Source organism: Microcystis sp. MC19, assembly GCF_003019735.1.
In the GTDB taxonomy this organism is placed as follows: domain Bacteria; phylum Cyanobacteriota; class Cyanobacteriia; order Cyanobacteriales; family Microcystaceae; genus Microcystis.
Map to the genome: position 1 here is coordinate 3572241 of NZ_CP020664.1, position 20859 is coordinate 3593099.

Sequence of the window (20859 nt, forward strand, 5' to 3'; positions counted from 1 at the left end):
TCTTACCAGTGGTCACTTTGTCGAGATTTTTCTAAGTCAATTAACTGAGTTTTTAGCCCTAACCAATCTAATTGATTAGCAAGGCAATCTGATCCAATTTTTCCTGCTTCTAGATAAATGACTCGCTCGGCAAATTCCTCTAAAAAATCTAGTTGATGATTGACCATAATTATCGTCATTGAACTTTGATTATTTAATACTTCTAATAACCTGCTGGCCGTGCCTGTATCTAAAGCAGAGGTGGGTTCATCTAATAACAGTATGCTCGGTTCTAACAGCAAAGCTCTGGTAATTGCTACTAATTGTCTTTGTCCTAAAGATAATTCTAACTCCCCGCGCTCAAACCACTGTTGAGGAATTTTTAATAGGGATGTCCAATGGTCAATTCTCTGATTAATTTCAGCAGGGTTAAGTTTTTTTAATTGCAGAGGATAAGCGAGAGCATCTCGAACAGTCATCCCTAATAACTTCGACTCTTGTAGCAATAAAACTATCTGTTGTCGCAGGGAAATAACTGGTATTTCCTGAATCGATTTACCCTGAAAATAAATATTTCCCGTGCTTGGTTCTTGCAAACGATTTAACAATCGCAAAAGAGTCGTTTTTCCTGCCCCAGATGCTCCGACAATAGCTAACTTTTCTCCTTGCTTGATGCTAAAAGTAATATCTTCTAACAGATAAGCACTACCCCGTCGGATAGCTAAATTTACTTGCTGTAGTTCTAAAATCAAGATCGGTCTTTTCCTTACTTAGTTCAAACTTATTATATAATAAAAATAGCCCAATGAGTTCGGCAGGTATTCCCCATGGTTAGTCAAGTTAACAAAACCGAGATTATCTATCCTGAGAGCGACGGTAAACCGATGGCAGATAGTACTAAACAATTTCACTGGATAGTAACGATTAAGCAGAATCTCGACTGGTTATATATCGATGATCCCCAGGTATTTGTAGCGGGGGATCTGTTATGGTATCCCGTGGAAGGCCAGCCGAAAATTGCTGCCGCTCCTGATACGATGGTAGTATTTGGCAGACCGAAAGGCGATCGAGGTTCCTACAAACAATGGCAAGAAGATAATCTTGCTCCTCAAGTCGTCTTTGAGATTCTTTCTCCCAGTAACACCTCCATCGAAATGGCCAAAAAATTGCTATTTTATGATCGCTATGGAGTCCAAGAATACTACGTCTATGATCCCGATGATAATAGTCTAGAAGCTTGGCAGCGAATTGGTGACAGTTTAGACAGTGTTAGTGAGGTTAATAATTGGGTGAGTCCCCGTTTAGGCATTCGTTTCGACTTAACCGACGAGTTAAAAATTTATCGTCCTGATGGTACTCAATTCTTGTCCTACAGCGAAATTAATCAACTACTGGAGCAGGAAAAGCAACGGGCTGAAAATGAACGACAACGGGCTGAAAATGAACGCCAACGGGCTGAACAGGCTAATCAGCAGTTAGTAGAAATGGAGGCAAAACTGCAAAAATATCGTCAACTTTTTGGGGAATTACCTAACTAGGGTCTGCTGAATAAATGTGAAATATAGACGAGGTAAGGGGTTTGGGGCCTGTTTGGCGAGGCAGGTGCAAGATTTTAAAGCTAGTGGCTCAAAAACCTTGCATCTTGATCGGCGATTGCGTCCTGTAGGGGCGAAGCATTCGGGCAATAACTTATCGGTGAAACCGTAGATTTTCTATCCGAATGCTTCGCCCGTACTTTTTGCCGCAAACCCTAACTAAAATCTTCACTAGCGACGGGAGTATAACGAAAAAAGAGGACTGGTTAGTCCTCTTAACAAGATTAGTTTTCGCTAAATGTTAAACACAGAATGATTGCCAGGCCTAGTAGGCTAGACCCATACTGCGGGTGGTTTCTGCTCCGAGATAAACCCGAATGCTCAAGAAATCCGTCGGACAAGCGGTTTCGCAACGCTTACAACCAATACAGTCTTCCGTGCGGGGAGAGGAGGCAATCTGGGCAGCTTTACAGCCATCCCAGGGGACCATTTCCAGCACGTCGAGGGGACAAGCCCGAACGCATTGGGTGCAACCGATACAGGTATCGTAAATTTTAACGCTATGAGACATTGAATTATGACTCCTTACCGAGTGTTCTCCATGTTAAATTTCGGGTTTATCGGTTAGTTTACCTTACAGCGATCTGTTCATCGCTCGATCGGTGACATAACTTTAAACTCTGTAACACTTGGGGCCAAATGGCGATCGCTAGTCAGGGATCGGGCAATCCTAAAATAGCCTTAAAGAATTGCTTGCCGGGGTTACGCGGGGAACCGAAAAAGGTAATCTGGATCGCAAGATAATTTATTTCGTTTGCCAGTATGACAGAAATAGCGATCGAATCGATCCTACAGGAAAATCGGCTGTTTTCTCCCAGTGCCGAATTTTCCCAGAATGCCACCATTAAAAGCCTTGAAGAATACCAGCAACTCTACGCCAAAGCCAAGGCCGATCCCCCGGCTTTTTGGGCCCAATTAGCCGAAAAAGAATTACATTGGTTTGAAAAATGGTCAGAGGTTCTTGACTGGCAGCCCCCCTTTGCTAAATGGTTCGTCAACGGCAAGATTAATATTTGTTACAACTGTATTGACAGACATCTCACCACCTGGAGACGCAATAAAGCCGCCATCATCTGGGAAGGAGAACCGGGAGACAGCCGCACCATTACCTATGAACAGCTACACCGAGAAGTGTGCCAATTTGCCAACGCTTTAAAGGAATTAGGCGTTAAAAAAGGCGATGTGGTCGGAATTTATCTGCCGATGATTCCCGAAGCGGCCATCGCTATGTTAGCCTGTGCCAGAATTGGCGCGCCCCACAGTGTAGTTTTTGGGGGATTTAGTGCCGATGCTTTGCGTGATCGTCTTAATGATGCGGCTGCTAAGGTGGTAATCACTGCCGATGGTGGTTTCCGCAAGGATAAAGTAGTTGCCCTCAAGGAACAGGTAGATCTGGCTCTAGCCGATAATAGCGCCCCCAGTGTGGAAAAAGTTCTCGTTGTCCAACGCAGCAAGGAACCCATCAATATGGTTGCCGATCGCGATTACTGGTGGCATGATCTACAAAAACAGGTATCTGCTAACTGTCCGGCCGAACCCATGGATAGCGAAGATATGTTATTTATCCTCTACACCAGTGGTTCCACCGGCAAACCGAAAGGAGTCGTCCACACCACCGGCGGTTATAATCTCTACACCCATGTCACCTGCAAATGGATTTTTGACCTGAAAGACACCGATGTTTACTGGTGTACTGCCGATGTGGGGTGGATTACCGGCCATAGTTATATCGTTTACGGACCGCTTTCCAATGGTGCAACGACGGTAATGTATGAAGGGGTTCCCCGTCCCTCTAATTTAGGTTGTTTTTGGGATGTAATCGAGAAATATCGCGTTAATATCTTTTATACTGCCCCCACTGCTATCCGCGCTTTTATCAAAATGGGGGAAGATATCCCCAATAGCCGGGATTTATCCTCTTTGCGCTTACTGGGAACCGTGGGAGAACCGATTAACCCAGAAGCTTGGATGTGGTATCACCGAGTTATCGGTAAGGAAAAATGTCCGATTGTCGATACTTGGTGGCAAACGGAAACCGGGGGAATTATGATTACTCCCTTACCCGGGGCAATTGCCACCAAACCGGGGTCAGCAACCCTGCCTTTCCCCGGTATTATGGCCGAAGTGGTGGACTTAGAGGGCAATCCCACCCACGCGAATGAGGGGGGTTATCTGGTGGTCAAACATCCCTGGCCCGGTATGATGCGAACAGTCTATAAAAATCCCGATCGCTTCCGCAATACCTACTGGGAACAGATCGCCCCCAAAGATGGCCAATATCTCTATTTTGCCGGGGATGGTAGCCGTCAGGACGAAGACGGTTATTTCTGGGTAATGGGGCGCGTCGATGACGTGATGAGCGTTTCTGGCCACCGTTTAGGGACCATGGAGATCGAATCAGCTTTAGTATCTCATCCCGCGGTAGCGGAGGCGGCTGTGGTGGGACGACCGGATGAAATTAAAGGGGAAGAAGTCTATGCTTTTGTCACTCTGGAGGGCCATTATGAAGCGAGTCCGGAGTTAGCGCAAGCATTAAAAGACCACGTTGTCAAGGAAATTGGCATTATTGCTCGACCGGGAGAAATCCGTTTTACTGATGTACTGCCAAAAACGCGATCGGGTAAAATTATGCGTCGTCTCTTGCGAACTTTAGCATCAGGTCAAGAGATTTCTGGTGATACTTCTACTCTAGAAGATCGATCGGTTTTGGATAAATTACGCCAAGGTGCCTAATTTAATTGGCGGTTTTTCCTAGTAGTTAGGGTGAGGAATAAGAGTTAATCTTATCTCACTCTAACGGGAGTGATGCTCGGTGAACATATTTGCTCAAGCACCAAAGCTATAACTAATACTAAATCCTGTTTAAAAGGTATAGGGGAAGTGGGGAAGTGGGGAGTCGGTTGTCAATACTAAATTAGCTCATAAGCTCTCTTAATTTTTTGTGTGATAATTTTAGATTATCTAGAAGCGATCAATCTTTGTGTCCTTTGTGTCTTTGTGGTTCGTTCCAGTTGGTCTCGCGTAGCGAGCGCGTTGCGACCGCCAGCAGGAATGTATCCTATAATATATTTTACCCACCTAACCCAAGAGAGCCGATCATACTTCATGTTTATAAGAAAGGCTGTAATAATAAAGATAAGAGCGAATTGAAATTATAGGAGTTTAATCAATGACCACCACTACTACTACCGATAATGATTTAAAAAGACTAGAAGATTTAATCCTCAATGGACAGAAGATAATCGAACATCGATTCAACGAAATCGACAATCGACTGACTACCATGGACAATCGACTCACTACCATGGAAACTCGACTCACTACCATGGAAACTCGACTGATTGACGTGGACAATCGATTGAAGGTGATCGAGAATGGACAAGCGGAAATGAAAGCTGATGTCAAAACTGTTCAAAAAGATACTACCGATTTAAAGATTGAACTCACGGAAGTTAAAGGTGATATTAAAACTCTTGATAGTAAATTTGATGACATGAATAAACGCTTAGAGAAAGTCGAAGGAACCCAAAAAAATCAAATTTGGACATTGATAACCGTCCTAAGTGGTTCCTTACTAGCCGTAGGATTTAGAAGTTTTTTTATCGACAATAATCCCTAATCTCAGAAAAAGAATTGCTATAATTTGCTCACTAAAACAATGAAAAGTGATCGCCTAATTCTCCGTCCTTGGCAACTACCCGCAGACAAAGAGTCTTTTTTTCAGATCTATCAAAATTCCGAAGTCACTTATTTTTTACCGAGAATTCGTCAGTTAGCCACGGATATTGAGAGTTTAAATGCCCATTTTTCTGTAAGATTAGCAACTATTCGTAATCAGGGTAATGGCAGCGATTGGTGGGCAATGATCGATCAAAAAAATAATCAGATTATCGGTTCGATAATTTTACAGAATTTGCCCGATAACTACGGTTATCCTACGCCAGATAGCGAAATTGGTTGGCATTTACGGCGCGATTATTGGGGACAAGGATATATAACCGAAGCGGGAGCATCTCACCTTTGCAATGAGCATAAATACTTAGTGGAAAAATAGGCTTTTCGAGGGTAATTCTTGTTTTAATTCTCCATGTACGCAGTCTTTAAAAGCCTCTATTTCGTTCCAAGACACGATTAAGAGTGGCTTTTAGGCTAAGTATAATTACTTATCGCGTAAGTGAGATGCTCCCACCGAAGCGGCTAGAGTTATTCTAGAATACGGCTTAATCACCTGACAATTGCCGATTATCTACGCCGTGGTTAATCCCGATAATTATCGCTCAATTCGTGTCACGGAAAGATTAGGAATGCAATCAATGGGATTAACGAATAAATACTACGACACTGAAGCACTTTTATTCTCGATCGAAGCTTAAAGTTCATTAATAATTATTGATTGTTTCTTATTTTATAGCTGCTGTGGTTGTCATGCTAAACCCATTCTTGTTCAAAAAGCAAAAAGGGAAATATATTCCCTTTTTCTAGCTTTTATGGACTCATATCCTAAACCGCTTCGGGTTTAACACCTCTTTGGTCGAGAATTTTCTGTAATTCAGCTTCGTCGGTTTTAGTCAAAGAAGTGCGTAATACTTTACCCCCGTAGGGAGCCACTTCATCGAGGACCTTATCGGGGGTAACTTTTTGGACGAGAACAAAGAGAGCAGAGGTTCCAGGCTGCAGGGTTTCTCCCAATTCCCGCATAAAATTGTCATCCACACCGATATCACTTAAAGCACCACCTAAAGCGCCACCAGCAGCACCGAGAACAACCCCCAAGAGAGGGGATAAAAAGAGTGTACCGATTAATAATCCCCAGAAACTGCCACTAGCGGCTCCGGCTGCCGTTAAATTGACCGCTTGCTTGAGTTTAATCTCGCCTTCTTTGTTTTTAACCACTACGGCAGCATCTTCTAACTCGATCAGATGTTCCCGTTGCAGTTTAGCCAAAGTTAAACGAACTTCTTCTGCTTTAAATTCGTCCTCATAGGCGATGACAAATAGATCAGCCATGGTTTTTCCTCGATTATTAGCAAATAAAACCTTTATACACTACTTTTGCCAGATTAAAAAGTTTGAGGTATCGGAGAATACCGAAAAACCCTGGGGATTAGGTGTCATAAATACGCGCTTCAAAAGCATCGGGATTTTCTTGACAGTATTCCTCAAAATAGGTTTTTTCCGGTTTTTTAGCGCGTTGGTGTGCCAATTCTGCCTGTAATTCCTCAACAATATCCCAAGCTGCAGCACAATCGGGAGAATTTCCCCCTTTTTCAGCACATACTGCCCGGGCAATATCTCTAGCTTTGATAATCTCCGCTTCTAAATCAAGACTGCGGGGCTTTTCGACGGCGTTACCTTTATGGAGGATGTCACTAACAGAGATAACACCGAGTAAACCGCCCTTAATTACCGGTGCGAAACGAATACCGGTATTAGCAAATAAGCGGGCCACATATTCAACCCCGAGGTCGGGATTAATCACGATGCAGGGTTTGCTCATCACTTCATAGACGCGCACTTTTTGCGGATCTTGACCGAAAGCGACGACTTTATAGACAATATCGGTTTCAGTGATAATTCCGTAGGCATCTTCATCGTGACGACGATCAACAATGAGAGTTCTAATGTTCTTTTCTCTCATCAATTGTACTGCTTTGGCAACGGTTTCAGAACCTTTAATCTTGGCCACCTCCGTGGTCATAATTTCAGCTGCTTTCATAGTCATATTTGGAGAAGTTAAGTTGTGCCTTTGTTATTTTAAGACATAAACTGACCCCTAATACTGACGGCGGCTCTCTTAGGTTTGGTGGGTAAAATGTATTCTAAGATACATTCTTCCTAGCGAGGGGGTGGAACGAACCACAAAGACACAAAGGACACAAAGATTGATCGATCCTATGTAAGTTAAACTTATCACACAGAACCTAGAAGAGCCTGACGGCTGACGGCTAAAAAACTGATCCCTGATTAACGCCATTCTACCAGTTGTCGTTCTTGGACGACCAAACCATATACTGTCTCGGTTTGACGGGCTAAATTCGCCCAATGAAAGCGTTTTTCTAGGTCTTGGTAGGCGTTATTAACCAATTCTTGGGCGTATTCGGGATTATTTAAAACCTCTAAAATGCCCCAAGCGAGGGAATCAGGATTATTGACGCGGGTGACAATTCCCGTTTGGCCATGACGGACAACTTCGGGAAAACCGCAGGTATCGGAAACTACCACGGGAACCCTAGCGGCGAAACTTTCCAGGGCGACAATACCAAAAGGTTCGTAAAGACTGGGAAAAACGGCACAATCGGCCACAGTTTGGAAGCGATCGAGGTTTTCATCGGACATAAAGCCCGTAAAATAACAATGATGCCAGATACCGAGATGCCAGGCCTGTTGTTTGAGTTTGTCGGTATTGCCGCCACCGATAATGACAAATTTAGTTTTAGCCTCGGTCTGAGCGAGGACTTTTGGGGCAGCGTTGAGTAACACCGAAACCCCCTTTTCAAAGGTCATGCGCCCGACGTAATAGACGATTTTTTCGTGATCTTCGGCATATTGACGACGAAAAGCTCGGTAATCAAAGTTAGGGTCTCTTTGCTTTTTCTCGGCCCGAATACCGTTATAAACCACATCGATTTTATCCCAGGGTGCGCCCAAGGCCCGATGGACTTCATGGCGCATATAGCCGGTACAGACGATAACGCGCCAAGCATTATAGACGAGGGTTCCCTCTTTGCCGGCGATATAGCGTTGGGTGTCGGTGTGCAGTCCGTTATAACGTCCGTATTCCGTGGCGTGAATAGTGGCAATCAGGGGTATTTTAAAGAGATGTTTCAAGGCAATGGCCGCATCCCCTACTAACCAATCGTGGGCATGAACAAGGTCAAATTTTCCGTATTCTGCGATTAGTTTGCCGCCCTGTTGCCCCATGCTGTTATTCATGTTGACCACCCAATGGAAAAAGTCATTGCCGGGGGGTACGGGGACGCGGTGGATGTGAATACCTTCCACCAGTTCGTGACTGGGGGCCTGACCGAATTCGATCGTGATTAAGTGGACTTCATGACCGAGTTTGACGATTTCGGGATAGAGTTCGGCGACATGACGGGCGATACCGCCCACTAATCGCGGTGGAAATTCCCACGCCAACACTAAAATCCTCATTTTTCCCTAACCTCGACCTGATTTAAGCTGGTAAGTAATCATTGCATCCCCATGGTATCTATTTTGGCTCTGGTTTCTTCCTCTAATTGCCACTCTCCCCGCGCCAGTCTGGAGAGGATTTCTTGTCGCCACTTGTTTAATTGTTCCTGAAAAGCGGCCGTTTGTAGATCGTTGCGCCAGAAAATTAGGGCCGATTCGCCAGTTTGCGAATAATAATTTTTACGCTCTCCAGCGACGCGGAAGCCAAAATGCTCGTAGAGTGCGATCGCTGACTGGTTCGACACCCTTACCTCTAGCGTAGCCCTTTCCAGTTGTCTTTGTACAGCCTTTTCAAGCAGTTTGTAGAGAAGCAGTTTTCCTAATCCTTGTCTTTGATAGTCGGGATAAATTGCCAGGAGGGTAATATGTGCTTCTTCGAGAATTGCCCAAAAACAAGCCAATCCGATTAGGGTTTCGTTCTTCTGGTGGAGGTTAAGAATTAATAATTCACTGTTGGGGCTGTTTAATTCCCGTTCATAACCAGATAGGGTCCAAATACCGCCGAGACTGCTGCGATCTAGGGACACCATGGCGGCAAGATGCTCTGATTTTGGGGTTTTAAGCTGTATTTTTGGCATTGATCGGGGAAGGGAGCAGGGTGTGGGGTGTGGGGTGTGGGGGGAGTGGGAATTATGAATTATGAATTGGGGAAGTGGGGAAGTGGGGAAGTCGGGAAATTCAACTAAAACCCCAAAACCCCAAAACCCCAACCCCCAACACCTAAAACCTGTCTCCTGTCTCCTGAATCCTGTCTCCTGAATCCAATGGTAGATGTGGGATTTTTGCAGGAGTCCTATTTTCCGACAAAGATAAGCAAAAGTTATTTATTGACTGGAAAAACTTGAGAATATTTAAATTAACATTCCGCAATATTTATAAATTCTTAAGAATTAATTGAGAAAGATTTTTATTTAACAACGATGTTATCATGGTTACAGCGATTTTACTGAATTTCATAATGGGTTGTTTTGTGCTTTTTTGTCCAGCAAGGGTTGAAACCCTTGCCACACCTAGAAGGTGATCCTAATTAAGACGGTTAAATCAGTCAATTTCACCCACAACGATGATCTTTTTTTTGTGTAGTTTTATTGCAAAAAAAAGTTTTTTTGACAAAAAGCACAAAGTATGATAGGAACCCAAGTGATTTCTGGCTGCGAGTAATTATTGTAGAGGGGGAGAGGGGAGAAAAGCTGACGACTTCAAGATAACTGATCACCGATCACTGAAACATCGTCCATCTTAATTTTTTTGGGCGGCCATCGTTAAGCGTTTTAATCCGGTTCTTAACATTTTCCCAGTATTCTCAAAATCGAATAGTATAGATTGGAATAACTCAATGTACGCAAACCTATGGATGGCAGCTTAATCCTGTTCAACATTCTCAATCCGCCGGTTTTGTTCTTTTTCTTGGGAATGCTGGCAGTATTTTTTAAATCCGACCTAGAGATTCCCCAACCACTGCCTAAACTCTTTTCTCTCTATCTGTTGATGGCGATTGGTTTCAAGGGAGGTTATGAACTAGCGGAAAGTGGCATCAATAGCCAAATCGCTTTAACTTTGATTGCCTCTGTGGTTATGGCTTGCATCGTTCCCATTTACACTTTCTTTATCCTGAAAATTAAACTCGATAGTGCCAATGCTGCGGCGATTGCAGCCGCCTATGGTTCCATTAGTGCCGTTACTTTCATCACCGCCAGTTCTTTTTTAGAAAAACTGCATATTTCCTATGGCGGTCACATGGTAGCGGCCTTAGCTTTAATGGAATCGCCGGCGATTGTAGTGGGTTTAATCCTGGTGCGAGTCTTTAAAGAGAAAAATGGCGAAGAAGAAGCATTTTCTTGGTCAAAAGTTTTACATGAAGCCTTTTTAAATGGTTCGGTATTTCTCTTAGTCGGTAGTGTTATTATTGGTATGCTGACGGGGGAAAAAGGCTGGGAAAAATTAGAACCTTTCACCCAAGAGATTTTTTATGGTGCTTTAACTTTCTTTCTCCTGGATATGGGATTAGTGGCGGCGAAAAGAATCCGAGAATTAGGCAAAACTGGTGCTTTTCTCATTGGTTTCTCGGTATTCATTCCCGTCATCAATGCTATGGTGGGCATCCTCATCGCTAAGGTTCTCGGATTTGAACAGGGCAATGCTTTATTATTCGCTGTTTTGTGTGCCAGTGCCTCTTATATTGCTGTTCCTGCGGCCATGAGAATGACTGTTCCTGAAGCTAATCCTAGTTTATACGTTTCTATGGCCTTGGCTTTAACTTTTCCCTTCAATATCATCATCGGTATTCCCCTGTACCTAGAGATGATCAAAATCATTGGCTGTGGAGTCTAAAAGTCCTGGCGGTTTTTAAATAATTCCTGTCAAAATTGTTCTCTTTCACTTGTACCTTTTTTACTTAACTACCATGCTTGAATCCCCGCATCCTTCCCTACAAACTGTCAAAAAAGTAGATATAATTGTTAGTCATGCTCTTCTGGAAGAAACCTTAAGCGTTCTTGATGTTGTTGGAGTTTCCGGTTATACCGTCTTTGGCAATACTTCGGGAAAAGGTGATCGAGGTTTATCCTGTGATGACTTGGATTGTGATTACAGTGGTAACTACATTATGACCGTTTGTAATAGTGACGAACAGCTTGGTCGTCTGATCGATAAAATTCAGCCTTTTTTAAAAAAAGCCGGCGGAATTTTTGTGGTAACTACGGCCCAATGGCTAAGTCATTAGACCTCTTGTAAAAATCAAAAATTGTTCCGGTTGATTAGGAGTCAGCAGTCAGGAGAAAGATATTTTCTGGTTTAGAATTTATCTGTATCTGGTCTGGGGCCAACAGCGCCGGCGGGATTAACAAAAAGATTACCCCCGGCTTCATTTTGGAAGATACAATCGATTTTCGGTTTGCCTTCCAAGGGTCCGGTATAACCAAAGGTATTCATCCGGTTTTTACAGCTTTGTACCTGCTGTCCATCGACTAATTTTTGTTGTTCTAAAATTGACCAGTTATTGCGTCGCAAAACGCAACCGGGTTGCATGACTGGTTGGGTAACAAAAACATTAAAGGGGTTAAGAGTGACATAAACCCGCAAATCGGTGACAATGGCACTGGCCCCAAACTGCACGCATAATTCCGCATTGGGGGCGCTGCGATCGATTACTTCCCGGGAAGCGACGTTTTCGGGGCTAAAATTAGCGGTAGAACTGAATACCAGACCGAGACCCACTCCTAGGACAAAAATACCGCCAATCAGGGCGATCATGGCATAGTTCAATTTTGCCAATAGGCCACCGGGGGCCGAAGCGCGGGAGTCATCGCCATAGGAGCGGTCATAATCCCGATCGCGCGATCGGGGAGGAGTATAACGAGGTCTTCTATTCATAGAAATTGCTGATGTGGCCGCTATGGCGGTCAGTCGTGAGCTATTAGCTGATATTAACCATTGTTCTATCCTAGCAACCCGGGGGATAAGCGGGAGGATAGGTATAGTATAAGGCTATATCGTTTTTTTTGGGGTTAGTATGCTATGGTGGATGACTAAATAGAGTAAGTCAGCCTAATCCAAGTTTCTATGCTAGATATTAGCTAGACAAATTCGGAGCGGAGGAACCATATTTGGGGCGTATTTCTAGATTTTTTAGCCTAGAAAAGGATATCTCTCTATCCTAGCCCGTCAGCTAACTTCGTCGGCGTGGGGGGGAAGACTGAAACATCACTACATTCCTAGCAATGTCTTGATCGGTTCGGTTATGTTGCTGATACTACTTGATAGTGATAACTTACAGGAGACATTGTCTATGGGGATTCTCATGCCAGATTACCGACCGCAACAATTTTAAGATTTTCCGTAGATAACCATATTTTTTGTAAGTTTGCCGTACATTCGGGCAAACTTTTAGTCGTATCGAGAAACCGAGAGTAAAAACAGGATCAAAAATGCTGGAATCTTTACCAATGTGGATTGCTGCAATGACTTTTATTGCAGTCATTGTGGTGATTATGTTCGAGTGGCTTCATATTACCGTAGCGGCTTTACTGGGAGCTTTAATATTAGTTTTTACCCATATCATGACTCTCCAGGAGGCGGTGGGTTATATCAGTCGCAGTTATGCCACTCTCGCCCTATTTTTTGGGGTAATGGTGTTAGTGAGAGCCTTTGAACCAACGAAAATTTTTGATTATTTAGCAGCACAAATGGTGCTTTTAGCCAAGGGGCAGGGCAAATTATTACTAATAGGAATCGTCGCCATTACTACCCCGATCTGTGCGGTATTGCCCAATGCTACCACGGTGATGTTATTAGCACCTTTAATTCCACCCTTAGCTCAAGATATAGGTGTGGATTTTGTGCCGCTCTTAATCCTGATGGTTTTCGTGGCCAACAGTGCAGGATTATTAACTATTGTTGGTGATCCTGCTACTTATATCGTCGGTGATTCTATTAATATCACCTTCATGGAATACCTACAGCGTTTGAGTTTAGGTGGTGCGCTGGCAGTAATTACCATTCTGGTTATGTTACCTTGGTTATTCCCCAAGATCTGGCGGACAAAATTCGAGCATTTAGAAGACTTACCCCATCCGAAAATTAATCATCCTCGCGTCTTAGCTCTGGGGGGAATTATCGTCTTTTTAGTCTTATTTTTATTCGTCGTCGGTGAATCTTTTCCCGTACCCCTTGCTCCTGCTGCCGTTGCTCTGATGGGGGCAGCTTTAGCCCTACTTTTAGCCCAGCAATCGAAGATAGATACGGTGCATAATATTCTCCGAGATGTGGACTGGAGTACCCTATTATTTTTTATGTCGATTTTTGTCCTAATTGGCGGCTTAGAAAAAACTGGGGTGGTTAATAGTATATCGGGACTTCTGGCGATAATTTTAGGCAAAAATATCTTTTTAGGTTCTCTAGTCTTGCTGTTTTTTGTCGGACTTGTTTCCAGTGTCGTTCCGAATATTCCCCTAGTGGTGGCCATGGTTCCACTACTGAAACAGTACCTTGTTAATGTTAATTTAGTCGGGACAGAGGTTCTTTCTCCCGATTATGCTGGTTCTTTTCCCCCGTCCGTTTTACCGCTTTTCTATGCGATGATGTATGGAGCTACCCTAGGGGGTAATGGTACTTTAGTGGGGGCTTCTTCTAATATTGTCGCCGCTGGCATCGCCGAACAACACGGGGGCAAAATTACTTTTCATACCTTTCTGCGCTACGGTTTACCGGTGATGTTTACTCAGTTAGTCGTCTCGGCTATGTATATGTTAGTTTTCTTTGTCTAGTCTATCTCTGGGGGGATTAATGTTAAGTCCGTTTAAGATTGACAAAAACGTTAACATTGATTAACATTCTCCTATTCGTGCTAGATAATCTGGATTGATCGGCGATCGTGAACAAAAAAATCTCTGTTTTAGCACCAGATTTATCCGGTGGTGGTGGTACAAGAGTCTATTTGATTGCTCAAGTCTTGCAACAGCTAAACTGTCAGGTGACGGTTTATGGACCGATTTTTGGACGGGAAGTCTATCCCACCCCACCGGGGAATTTACCCGTGGTATCGGTCAAAGGCAATAATTATCCCCAGTTTTTTGGCCAGATCAAGACTTTACTTGATCGCATCTCCGGAGAGATTATCTATGCGGTTAAACCCCGTCCCACCAGTTTCGGCATCGGTTTACTGAAACGTTTTTTTTCCCCACGTCCCCTAATTCTTGATATTGACGATTGGGAAATGAGTTGGTTTGGTGGCGATCGATGGTCCTATCGTCCTCATCCTCGACAATTAGCTAGGGATATCCTCAAAAAAAATGGTGCGCTTAGGGATCCGAATCACCCTCTTTATCTGCGTTGGCTGGAAAATTTAATTAACCGCGCCGATGCGGTGACGGTTAATAATCAATTTTTGCAAAAGCGTTATGGGGGGATTTATTTACCGAATGGCAAGGATACGCAACTTTTCGATCCCAATCTCTACGATCCCGTTGCTTGTCGTCAAAAATACGGTTTATCTGCCTATAAAGTCTTAATGTTCCCTGGTACAGCTAGACCCCACAAAGGTTTAGAAGATGTCTTAATCGCTTTAGATCAAATTGGTGATCCTGATTTTAAATTGGTGGTGGTGGGGGGTCGCCAAATCGGGGATGGCTATCTGGATAGTTTGTTAGAAAAAGGTCAACCTTGGTTAATTCATTTGCCTGCTCAACCGATCGATCGAATGCCGGAAGTTATCGCCGCTGCCCATGCTATTATCGTTCCCCAGAGGGATGAAGCTACGGCTCAGGCCCAATTTCCGATTAAACTCACCGATGGTATGGCGATGGCTAAACCGATTATTTCCACTAAAGTGGCAGATATACCAGAAATTTTAGCTGATATTGGCTATTTAGTCGAACCTCGATCGCCAGAGCAACTAGCTGCTATGATTAGCGAAGTTTTTAATCATCTCGACTCGGCTAATGCACGAGGACTAAAAGCGAGAGAGCGCTGTATCGCCTCCTATAGTACCACCGCCATGGCGACAACTCTCTCTGGCATAATTACTTCTCTGGAAGGGAAATATTAGAGTCTAGCGAGTAGGATAATTGACCGTTGACTATTTACTTTATTACTTGCGATGAATCCTAATCAAATTCTGATTAAATATACGCTGAAACACTGGATATTAGTGGTTTCCAGCATTATTATAGGCTTTGCCAGTACCATATTTAATGGGGTAGGAACTGTTTTAGTTATCCCCTTACTAATTTCTTTTATTAATCCCGAAAATGATCTCTTAAAAAATGCCCCCCAAATTATCAAAGAGCTGCTCTCAGTTTTTGAGATTTTCTCGGTCGATACTCGTTTTTTCTGGATGTTTGCGGCGATATTATTAATTTTAATCCTCAAGCATATTACCAATTTTGTCAGTAATTGGCTAGGAACTTACTTGTCTTTAATTATGGCAAGAGATATGCGAATTGATTCAGTTATTCTGCTGCTAGAAGTGGATATAGATTATTATGTAAAAAGTAAAATAGGAGATATTTTTAATCGTTTCATGTCGGAGATTAATCGAGCCGTGGGATCAATTAGAAATTACATAAACCTAATTAAGATTATCGCCACAGCTTTCATGTACTTAGCTATTTTATTATCAATTTCTTGGCAATTAACTATTTTTTCTAGTGTTTTAGGTGGCCTTTTAGCTCTGCTTAATCAATACTTTGTCAAGAGATCAAAAAAGTTTGGAGAGATTATAACCGTAACAGCTAAACAGCAAACTAATAAACTGTTGGAACTGTTAACGGGAATTCGCCTAATTAAAGCGGTAGGTAATGAAAGATACGAATTAGAATCTATTGTCGAAGATATAGAAGCCAGGGAGAAAGCGGGTTTAGATGCCCAGACTAATAAGGCTGTAATCGAACCGCTTAATGAGATCGGTGGGGTAATTATTATTGCTTTAATTATCATTGCTGGTCGTTATCTTTTTAATGAACAACTGCAAGCTTTAGCGACGATTTTATTAACCTATCTCTATGTACTTTTCCGGGCCCTGCCGATAGTTAGTCAAATTAACAGTGCTAGGAGTAGTCTATTGGGTGATGTTTCCGCAGTAGAAATGGTAGCGGATTTTCTCATTCGAGAGAATAAACCATTTATGAGCAATGGCTCTATTCCCTATCAAAGATTAGAGACAGGTATTCATTTTGATAACGTCCAATTTTCCTATCCTGGTCATCAAGAATTAGTTCTCAATGGCATTGATCTTTGGATTCCAAAAGGAAAAATGATCGCTCTTGTTGGTGCTTCGGGGGCGGGAAAATCGACGATTGCTGATTTATTACCACGCTTTTATGATCCTACAGCTGGAAGAATTCTTTTTGATGGTCAAGATTTAAGGGATTATGAGATCAAATCTGTGAGAAAAGCGATGGGAATAGTCAGTCAAGACACTTTTCTCTTTAATAATTCTCTGCGTTTTAATATTGCCTACGGATTAAGCGATGTTAGTGATGCAGAAATTTTAGCAGCGACAAAAAGGGCGAATGCCTACGAGTTTATCTGCAAACTGCCGGAAGGACTGGATACGGAAATTGGTGATCGGGGAGTGAGACTTTCGGGGGGACAAAAACAAAGATTAGCGATCGCTCGTGCCTTACTGCGAGATCCAGATCTTCTCATTCTCGATGAAGCTACCAGTGCTTTGGATACAATTTCTGAGCGTTTAGTACAGGAAGCGATCGACGAACTCTGTCGCGAGCGGACTACTCTTGTGATCGCTCACCGTCTTTCCACTGTTCAAAAAGCCTATCAAATTGTGGTGCTGGACAAGGGAAAAGTGGCAGAAATCGGCAATCACGAGGAATTATTAGCTCAAGGTGGTCATTATGCCCGTTTACACGCTCTGCAATTTAGTGATAGCAAAGAGGCCGACTCTAAGAAGAGGGAAGATGAGCAAAAAAGAAAAGCTTATTTATCCTACGAAGCGAGAAGCAGTCTTAATAGTCTTTTAGGTTCTCTGCGTCTGGTATCTGAGGATTTAATCGATGATTCTCAGGAGAAACAGGAAATTTTAGAAGAATCCTGTAGTTCAGCTATGCGACTTCTCCATATTATCGAAGACTACGAGCATTCCTCGACTCGATAGATCTCCTGCAAAAATCAAAAATTGTCGTGGTTAGTGAGGATTCAGGAGACAGGAGATAGGAGACAGGTTTTGGGTTTTGGGGTTTTGGGGTTTTAGTTCAATTTCCCCACTTCCCCACACCCTACACCCCACACCCTCTTTCAAGTCAGGAGACAGGAGATTTGCAAGAGGTCTCTGGAAAAAAACTCTTAATTTATACTAAAATAGTTAGTACATATAGGCATCTTCCCAGACGGTGAAAAGGAATTATTTACCCTTGAAAACCACAGTTAAAGTCAGCACACAACCCCAATTACCCCTACATCTAGTTATTACCCATCCCCAGTATCGTTTTGTCGATTTATTCGCGGGAATCGGTGGGTTTAGAATCGCTTTGGAGAAATTGGGAGGACGTTGTTTAGGCTATTCAGAAATCGATAAACAGGCAATCCAAGTTTATCAACAGAATTTTATTAGCTATCTCAACAGCGATGAAATTGCTTTCGGAGATGTGAGTAAAATCAGCAATTTACCCGATAATCTTGATCTTATTGTCGGCGGCGTTCCCTGTCAACCTTGGTCGGTGGCGGGATGTTTACGGGGATTTGAAGATCCCCGGGGAAAACTCTGGTTTGATGTGATTAAATTAGTCCAGAAAAGTCAACCGAAAAGCTTTATTTTCGAGAATGTCAGTGGGTTAGCTAGTCCTCGCAATCGGGAGAATTTAGAGTTAATTATCGATGAATTAACTAGATGTGGTTATCAAGTTTACTGGCAGTTATTAAATGCCTACGATTTTGGTTTACCCCAGAATCGCGAGAGAGTTTTTATCGTAGGAATTAGAAAAAATATAGATAACTATGAGCGGTTTAAATTTCCTTTACCTTTGGGTATCCATCCGAAGGTTTTAGATATTTTAGAAGACATCAAAAATATTCAACCCGTCGAGAAAGTTAAGTTATCTGCGGATACTTTATTTAATGGTTTTGTTCCCCCATCAAGAACTCGTTTCCAAAAAGAAGATGAATTAAATGACTTCTTTATTTTTTCTGATTTAAGAAATGGCCACACAACTATTCATTCTTGGGATATTATCAAAACTACGGAACGACAAAAAAGTATCTGTTTAGCTTTGCTGAAATTAAGACGCAGTAAAAAGTATGGCGAAAAAGATGGTCATCCCGTGGCTTTTTCTACTTTTTTGGAAATTATACCCGACCTAAAAATCGAGGAACTAAATCAGTTAGTTTCTCTCGGTATTTGTTGGCAAACGACCGCAGGTAAGTATGAATTTATTAACTCGAAAAATATGACGGGAATTAACGGCATTTATCGGATTATTTTACCGACGGCCGATATTATTCCTACCCTAACCGCTACGGGTGCTAAAGATTATATTGCTACTATTTCAATTACCGCTACTCATCCCCAAGAATACAAACAATTGTTTTTAAAGAAAATCTATAAACCCAAAAAGTTTCGAGAAATTACTCCCCAAGATGCGCGTAAATTACAAGGATTCCCTGATAATTTTATCTATCATCCACAGTCAGCTATCGCTAAAAAACAATTCGGAAACGCTGTTCCTGTACCAGTGGTGGAGGCAGTAGCAAGAAATTTACTGGAAATAATTTTACCAAATTAATTATCTAGATAATTACGAAACTTTTGTCTATACTTGTTGATAAATGCTTGATCTTTTTGAAGATCGATAAAAGCTTCTTTAATTAATGACCAAGTATTGATTTTACCAGAACAAAAATCCCAAAATTCATTTTCAACCCATATATCATGATGTTCCTCTAGAGGATACATTTTATTTCCCTGTGATTGCCACCATGTTTGAGGTAAGAAAGGATTAAAAGGAATAACAATTCTTGTGTGAATACTTGCTAAAGGTTCACGGGACAGCCGATAACAATACCAATCTAACAACTGGTCGCTAAATCTAGAACCATCTCCCCTATTAGGATGTGTAGCTTTTAAATCAAACACATACTCAATATTGTCTTTGATTAAATAAATATCTACTCCATGACCAGAAGGAGGATCGATATAATTGAGGTTATTCCTATTTATTTTCTTAGCTACTACTCTAAGTCTTTCAATGCACTCTGTCATGGATATTTTTTGTTCTTTCGATTTTCTGAGACTTTTTAAATTATCGAGTTCACTTCTTAAGTCTTGAGGAAATGGACTAGGTTGTAAAAGTTTTTTATCCTGCTTATATAAAATACGAAATCCATTATCTTTGGCTAAAAAGGTTGCTAATTTTTCCCAGAAAGTAGTTCCCATGCTTGTCGTTAGTCCAGTCATCACAGAACTAATCTGTCTCTCTTCTGGAAATAAATAATCTAAAATATGATGATTCCTAGGTTTGGGTTTTTTAAAATAGTTTTCTATTGAGTTTTTAATTAGCTTTTGAATTTCTATCACTAACTGGTTATTATCCATACTGAATTGCAATTAATCAAATTTATAGATCAGCAATAGATATATCAAGTGCTTTGGCTAACTTTTCGATATTTTCTAAAGATACATTACACTTACCAAGTTCGATACTGGAAATATAAGTTCGGTGCAGTTCCGCTTTTTCAGCTAAGATTTCTTGAGATAAGTCAAGTTCCCTTCTGCGTCTTCTGATAGCTTTACCAAAACGATGTTTGATATCTAAGGATTCTTTTTGTGCCACAGATCAATTATCAAGAAAGTGTATGAGACATTTCTACAGATTATAATTCACATTTTGCAGATTATAATTTACATTTTGTCTAAAACATTGCTTCGTTCCTCTTAAAGTACAATTGGGGAGCATCCCACTTTTGCAATAAGCAATTGTACTTAGATGCGAAATACTTATATGGCAAGCCTTTTCGGGAGTTCATAGATTTTCAACGGTTCTCTAAATTGTGTGATTGGAACCAGAATCGTTACTACAAAAGCCTTCTTACCCTTCTGAGCATTTATACTCATTACATAATTGGGATGCTCCCGTACAATTGCTGCTATCGCTTCGACTATCTTTTAACTCTTATTTTCGTAACAACTCGAAAAATGTTTCTTTATCAAGACCAATATCTTGAATCATACCCATGAGAGTACCTTGCTTAATATCTTTTCCTGAATGAATAGGGATCACAACCCTACATCCACCACTATTTTTGTAAATAGCATGGCTACCTTTTTGACGATCCAAATAAAAGCCCAATTTTTCAATAACTTTAATAAACTCCTTGACTTTAACTGCGGGATACTGACTCATATTAAAATATTTAAAGGCTTAAAAATCAAATCTTCTTTGGGAATGGGTTGATGATCAGCTATCAAACTTTCGAGGTACAATTCCATAGCTTCTGTAATATTGACAATCGTTTCTTCAAAAGTGTCTCCTTGAGAATGACAACCTTGAAGCGCAGGACAAAAAGCGTGATAACCACCGTCTGACTCTTTTTCTAGAATAACGGTGTAGTTATAAATTTGTTTGGTATTATCACTCATAAC

The 20859-nt window shown here is 41.8% G+C and carries 23 protein-coding genes and 1 riboswitch; of the genes, 12 read left to right on the forward strand and 11 right to left on the reverse strand.

Annotation, left to right across the window (positions count from 1 at the left end):
• Positions 1–2: 2 nt before the first annotated feature.
• Positions 3–731: an ATP-binding cassette domain-containing protein gene (locus tag B5D77_RS18160; RefSeq protein ID WP_106909367.1), complete on the reverse strand. Its 729-nt coding sequence runs from the start codon at positions 729–731 to the stop codon at positions 3–5.
• A gap of 75 nt (positions 732–806) precedes the next feature.
• Between B5D77_RS18160 and B5D77_RS18165 the strand changes: the two genes are divergently transcribed.
• Entirely contained in the window at positions 807–1517 is a 711-nt protein-coding gene (locus B5D77_RS18165) for a Uma2 family endonuclease (RefSeq protein WP_106909368.1), read from the forward strand.
• Between the two features lie 322 nt (positions 1518–1839).
• Here B5D77_RS18165 and psaC read toward each other — a convergent pair whose 3' ends face one another.
• Entirely contained in the window at positions 1840–2085 is a 246-nt protein-coding gene (psaC, locus tag B5D77_RS18170; protein WP_002734319.1) for a photosystem I iron-sulfur center protein PsaC, read from the reverse strand.
• 251 nt (positions 2086–2336) lie between these two features.
• On the opposite strand from psaC, the gene acs reads away from it, so the two are divergent.
• The 5 genes from acs to B5D77_RS18195 all read left to right on the forward strand — a co-directional run bounded on the left by acs (position 2337) and on the right by B5D77_RS18195 (position 5947).
• Complete coding sequence (gene acs / locus B5D77_RS18175) at positions 2337–4307, forward strand: acetate--CoA ligase (protein WP_106909369.1); 1971 nt, start codon at positions 2337–2339, stop codon at positions 4305–4307.
• A gap of 210 nt (positions 4308–4517) precedes the next feature.
• Positions 4518–4724, forward strand: a complete 207-nt coding sequence (locus B5D77_RS28175; protein ID WP_071989067.1) for a hypothetical protein — start codon at positions 4518–4520, stop codon at positions 4722–4724.
• 19 nt (positions 4725–4743) lie between these two features.
• Complete coding sequence (locus B5D77_RS18185) at positions 4744–5193, forward strand: hypothetical protein (protein ID WP_106909370.1); 450 nt, start codon at positions 4744–4746, stop codon at positions 5191–5193.
• A gap of 39 nt (positions 5194–5232) precedes the next feature.
• Entirely contained in the window at positions 5233–5628 is a 396-nt protein-coding gene (locus tag B5D77_RS18190) for a GNAT family N-acetyltransferase (RefSeq protein WP_106909371.1), read from the forward strand.
• Positions 5629–5809: 181 nt separating this feature from the next.
• On the forward strand, positions 5810–5947 hold the full coding sequence (locus B5D77_RS18195; protein ID WP_008203558.1) for a hypothetical protein: 138 nt from the start codon (positions 5810–5812) through the stop codon (positions 5945–5947).
• A gap of 127 nt (positions 5948–6074) precedes the next feature.
• Here B5D77_RS18195 and B5D77_RS18200 read toward each other — a convergent pair whose 3' ends face one another.
• The 4 genes from B5D77_RS18200 to rimI form a co-directional block, all read right to left on the reverse strand.
• Positions 6075–6581, reverse strand: coding sequence for a DUF1269 domain-containing protein (locus B5D77_RS18200; RefSeq protein WP_106909372.1), 507 nt, complete (start codon positions 6579–6581; stop codon positions 6075–6077).
• A 97-nt stretch (positions 6582–6678) separates the two neighbouring features.
• Entirely contained in the window at positions 6679–7296 is a 618-nt protein-coding gene (locus B5D77_RS18205; protein WP_002756663.1) for a CP12 domain-containing protein, read from the reverse strand.
• 242 nt (positions 7297–7538) lie between these two features.
• Positions 7539–8729, reverse strand: coding sequence for a glycosyltransferase family 4 protein (locus B5D77_RS18215; protein ID WP_106909373.1), 1191 nt, complete (start codon positions 8727–8729; stop codon positions 7539–7541).
• Positions 8730–8767: 38 nt separating this feature from the next.
• On the reverse strand, positions 8768–9346 hold the full coding sequence (gene rimI, locus B5D77_RS18220; protein ID WP_106910025.1) for a ribosomal protein S18-alanine N-acetyltransferase: 579 nt from the start codon (positions 9344–9346) through the stop codon (positions 8768–8770).
• Positions 9347–10118: 772 nt separating this feature from the next.
• Between rimI and B5D77_RS18225 the strand changes: the two genes are divergently transcribed.
• Together B5D77_RS18225 and B5D77_RS18230 are read left to right on the forward strand one after the other, a co-directional pair.
• Positions 10119–11099: a sodium-dependent bicarbonate transport family permease gene (locus B5D77_RS18225; protein WP_106909374.1), complete on the forward strand. Its 981-nt coding sequence runs from the start codon at positions 10119–10121 to the stop codon at positions 11097–11099.
• Between the two features lie 73 nt (positions 11100–11172).
• Positions 11173–11490 (forward strand): P-II family nitrogen regulator, encoded by a 318-nt coding sequence (locus B5D77_RS18230; protein ID WP_106909375.1) that lies wholly within the window; start codon positions 11173–11175, stop codon positions 11488–11490.
• A 71-nt stretch (positions 11491–11561) separates the two neighbouring features.
• On the opposite strand, the gene B5D77_RS18235 is transcribed toward B5D77_RS18230, so the two are convergent.
• Positions 11562–12140 carry a DUF3172 domain-containing protein gene (locus B5D77_RS18235; RefSeq protein ID WP_046663470.1) on the reverse strand — a complete coding sequence of 193 codons (579 nt, stop codon included), beginning with the start codon at positions 12138–12140 and terminating at the stop codon, positions 11562–11564.
• A 161-nt stretch (positions 12141–12301) separates the two neighbouring features.
• A riboswitch (cyclic di-AMP (ydaO/yuaA leader) is annotated at positions 12302–12465 on the forward strand.
• Positions 12466–12694: 229 nt separating this feature from the next.
• On the opposite strand from B5D77_RS18235, the gene B5D77_RS18240 reads away from it, so the two are divergent.
• From B5D77_RS18240 to dcm, 4 genes are all read left to right on the forward strand, one after another.
• Complete coding sequence (locus tag B5D77_RS18240; RefSeq protein ID WP_106909376.1) at positions 12695–14032, forward strand: ArsB/NhaD family transporter; 1338 nt, start codon at positions 12695–12697, stop codon at positions 14030–14032.
• Between the two features lie 107 nt (positions 14033–14139).
• Positions 14140–15312: a glycosyltransferase family 4 protein gene (locus B5D77_RS18245; RefSeq protein ID WP_106909377.1), complete on the forward strand. Its 1173-nt coding sequence runs from the start codon at positions 14140–14142 to the stop codon at positions 15310–15312.
• 51 nt (positions 15313–15363) lie between these two features.
• Complete coding sequence (locus tag B5D77_RS18250) at positions 15364–17379, forward strand: ABC transporter ATP-binding protein (RefSeq protein ID WP_106909378.1); 2016 nt, start codon at positions 15364–15366, stop codon at positions 17377–17379.
• Positions 17380–17635: 256 nt separating this feature from the next.
• The gene (dcm, locus tag B5D77_RS18255; protein WP_106909379.1) at positions 17636–19003 is read left to right on the forward strand and encodes a DNA cytosine methyltransferase; all 1368 of its coding nucleotides are present in this window, start codon (positions 17636–17638) and stop codon (positions 19001–19003) included.
• On the opposite strand, the gene B5D77_RS18260 is transcribed toward dcm, so the two are convergent.
• The 4 genes from B5D77_RS18260 to B5D77_RS18280 all read right to left on the reverse strand — a co-directional run bounded on the left by B5D77_RS18260 (position 19000) and on the right by B5D77_RS18280 (position 20856).
• Positions 19000–19812 (reverse strand): TdeIII family type II restriction endonuclease, encoded by an 813-nt coding sequence (locus tag B5D77_RS18260; RefSeq protein ID WP_002777420.1) that lies wholly within the window; start codon positions 19810–19812, stop codon positions 19000–19002. The two genes, dcm and B5D77_RS18260, sit on opposite strands and share 4 nt — an antisense overlap.
• A gap of 22 nt (positions 19813–19834) precedes the next feature.
• Positions 19835–20050, reverse strand: a complete 216-nt coding sequence (locus tag B5D77_RS18265) for a helix-turn-helix domain-containing protein (RefSeq protein WP_106909380.1) — start codon at positions 20048–20050, stop codon at positions 19835–19837.
• A 339-nt stretch (positions 20051–20389) separates the two neighbouring features.
• Positions 20390–20620, reverse strand: a complete 231-nt coding sequence (locus B5D77_RS18275; protein ID WP_002744591.1) for a type II toxin-antitoxin system HicA family toxin — start codon at positions 20618–20620, stop codon at positions 20390–20392.
• Positions 20617–20856, reverse strand: a complete 240-nt coding sequence (locus B5D77_RS18280) for a type II toxin-antitoxin system HicB family antitoxin (protein WP_002777417.1) — start codon at positions 20854–20856, stop codon at positions 20617–20619. Before B5D77_RS18280 ends, B5D77_RS18275 begins: the two co-directional genes overlap by 4 nt.
• Between the last annotated feature and the right edge of the window lie 3 nt (positions 20857–20859).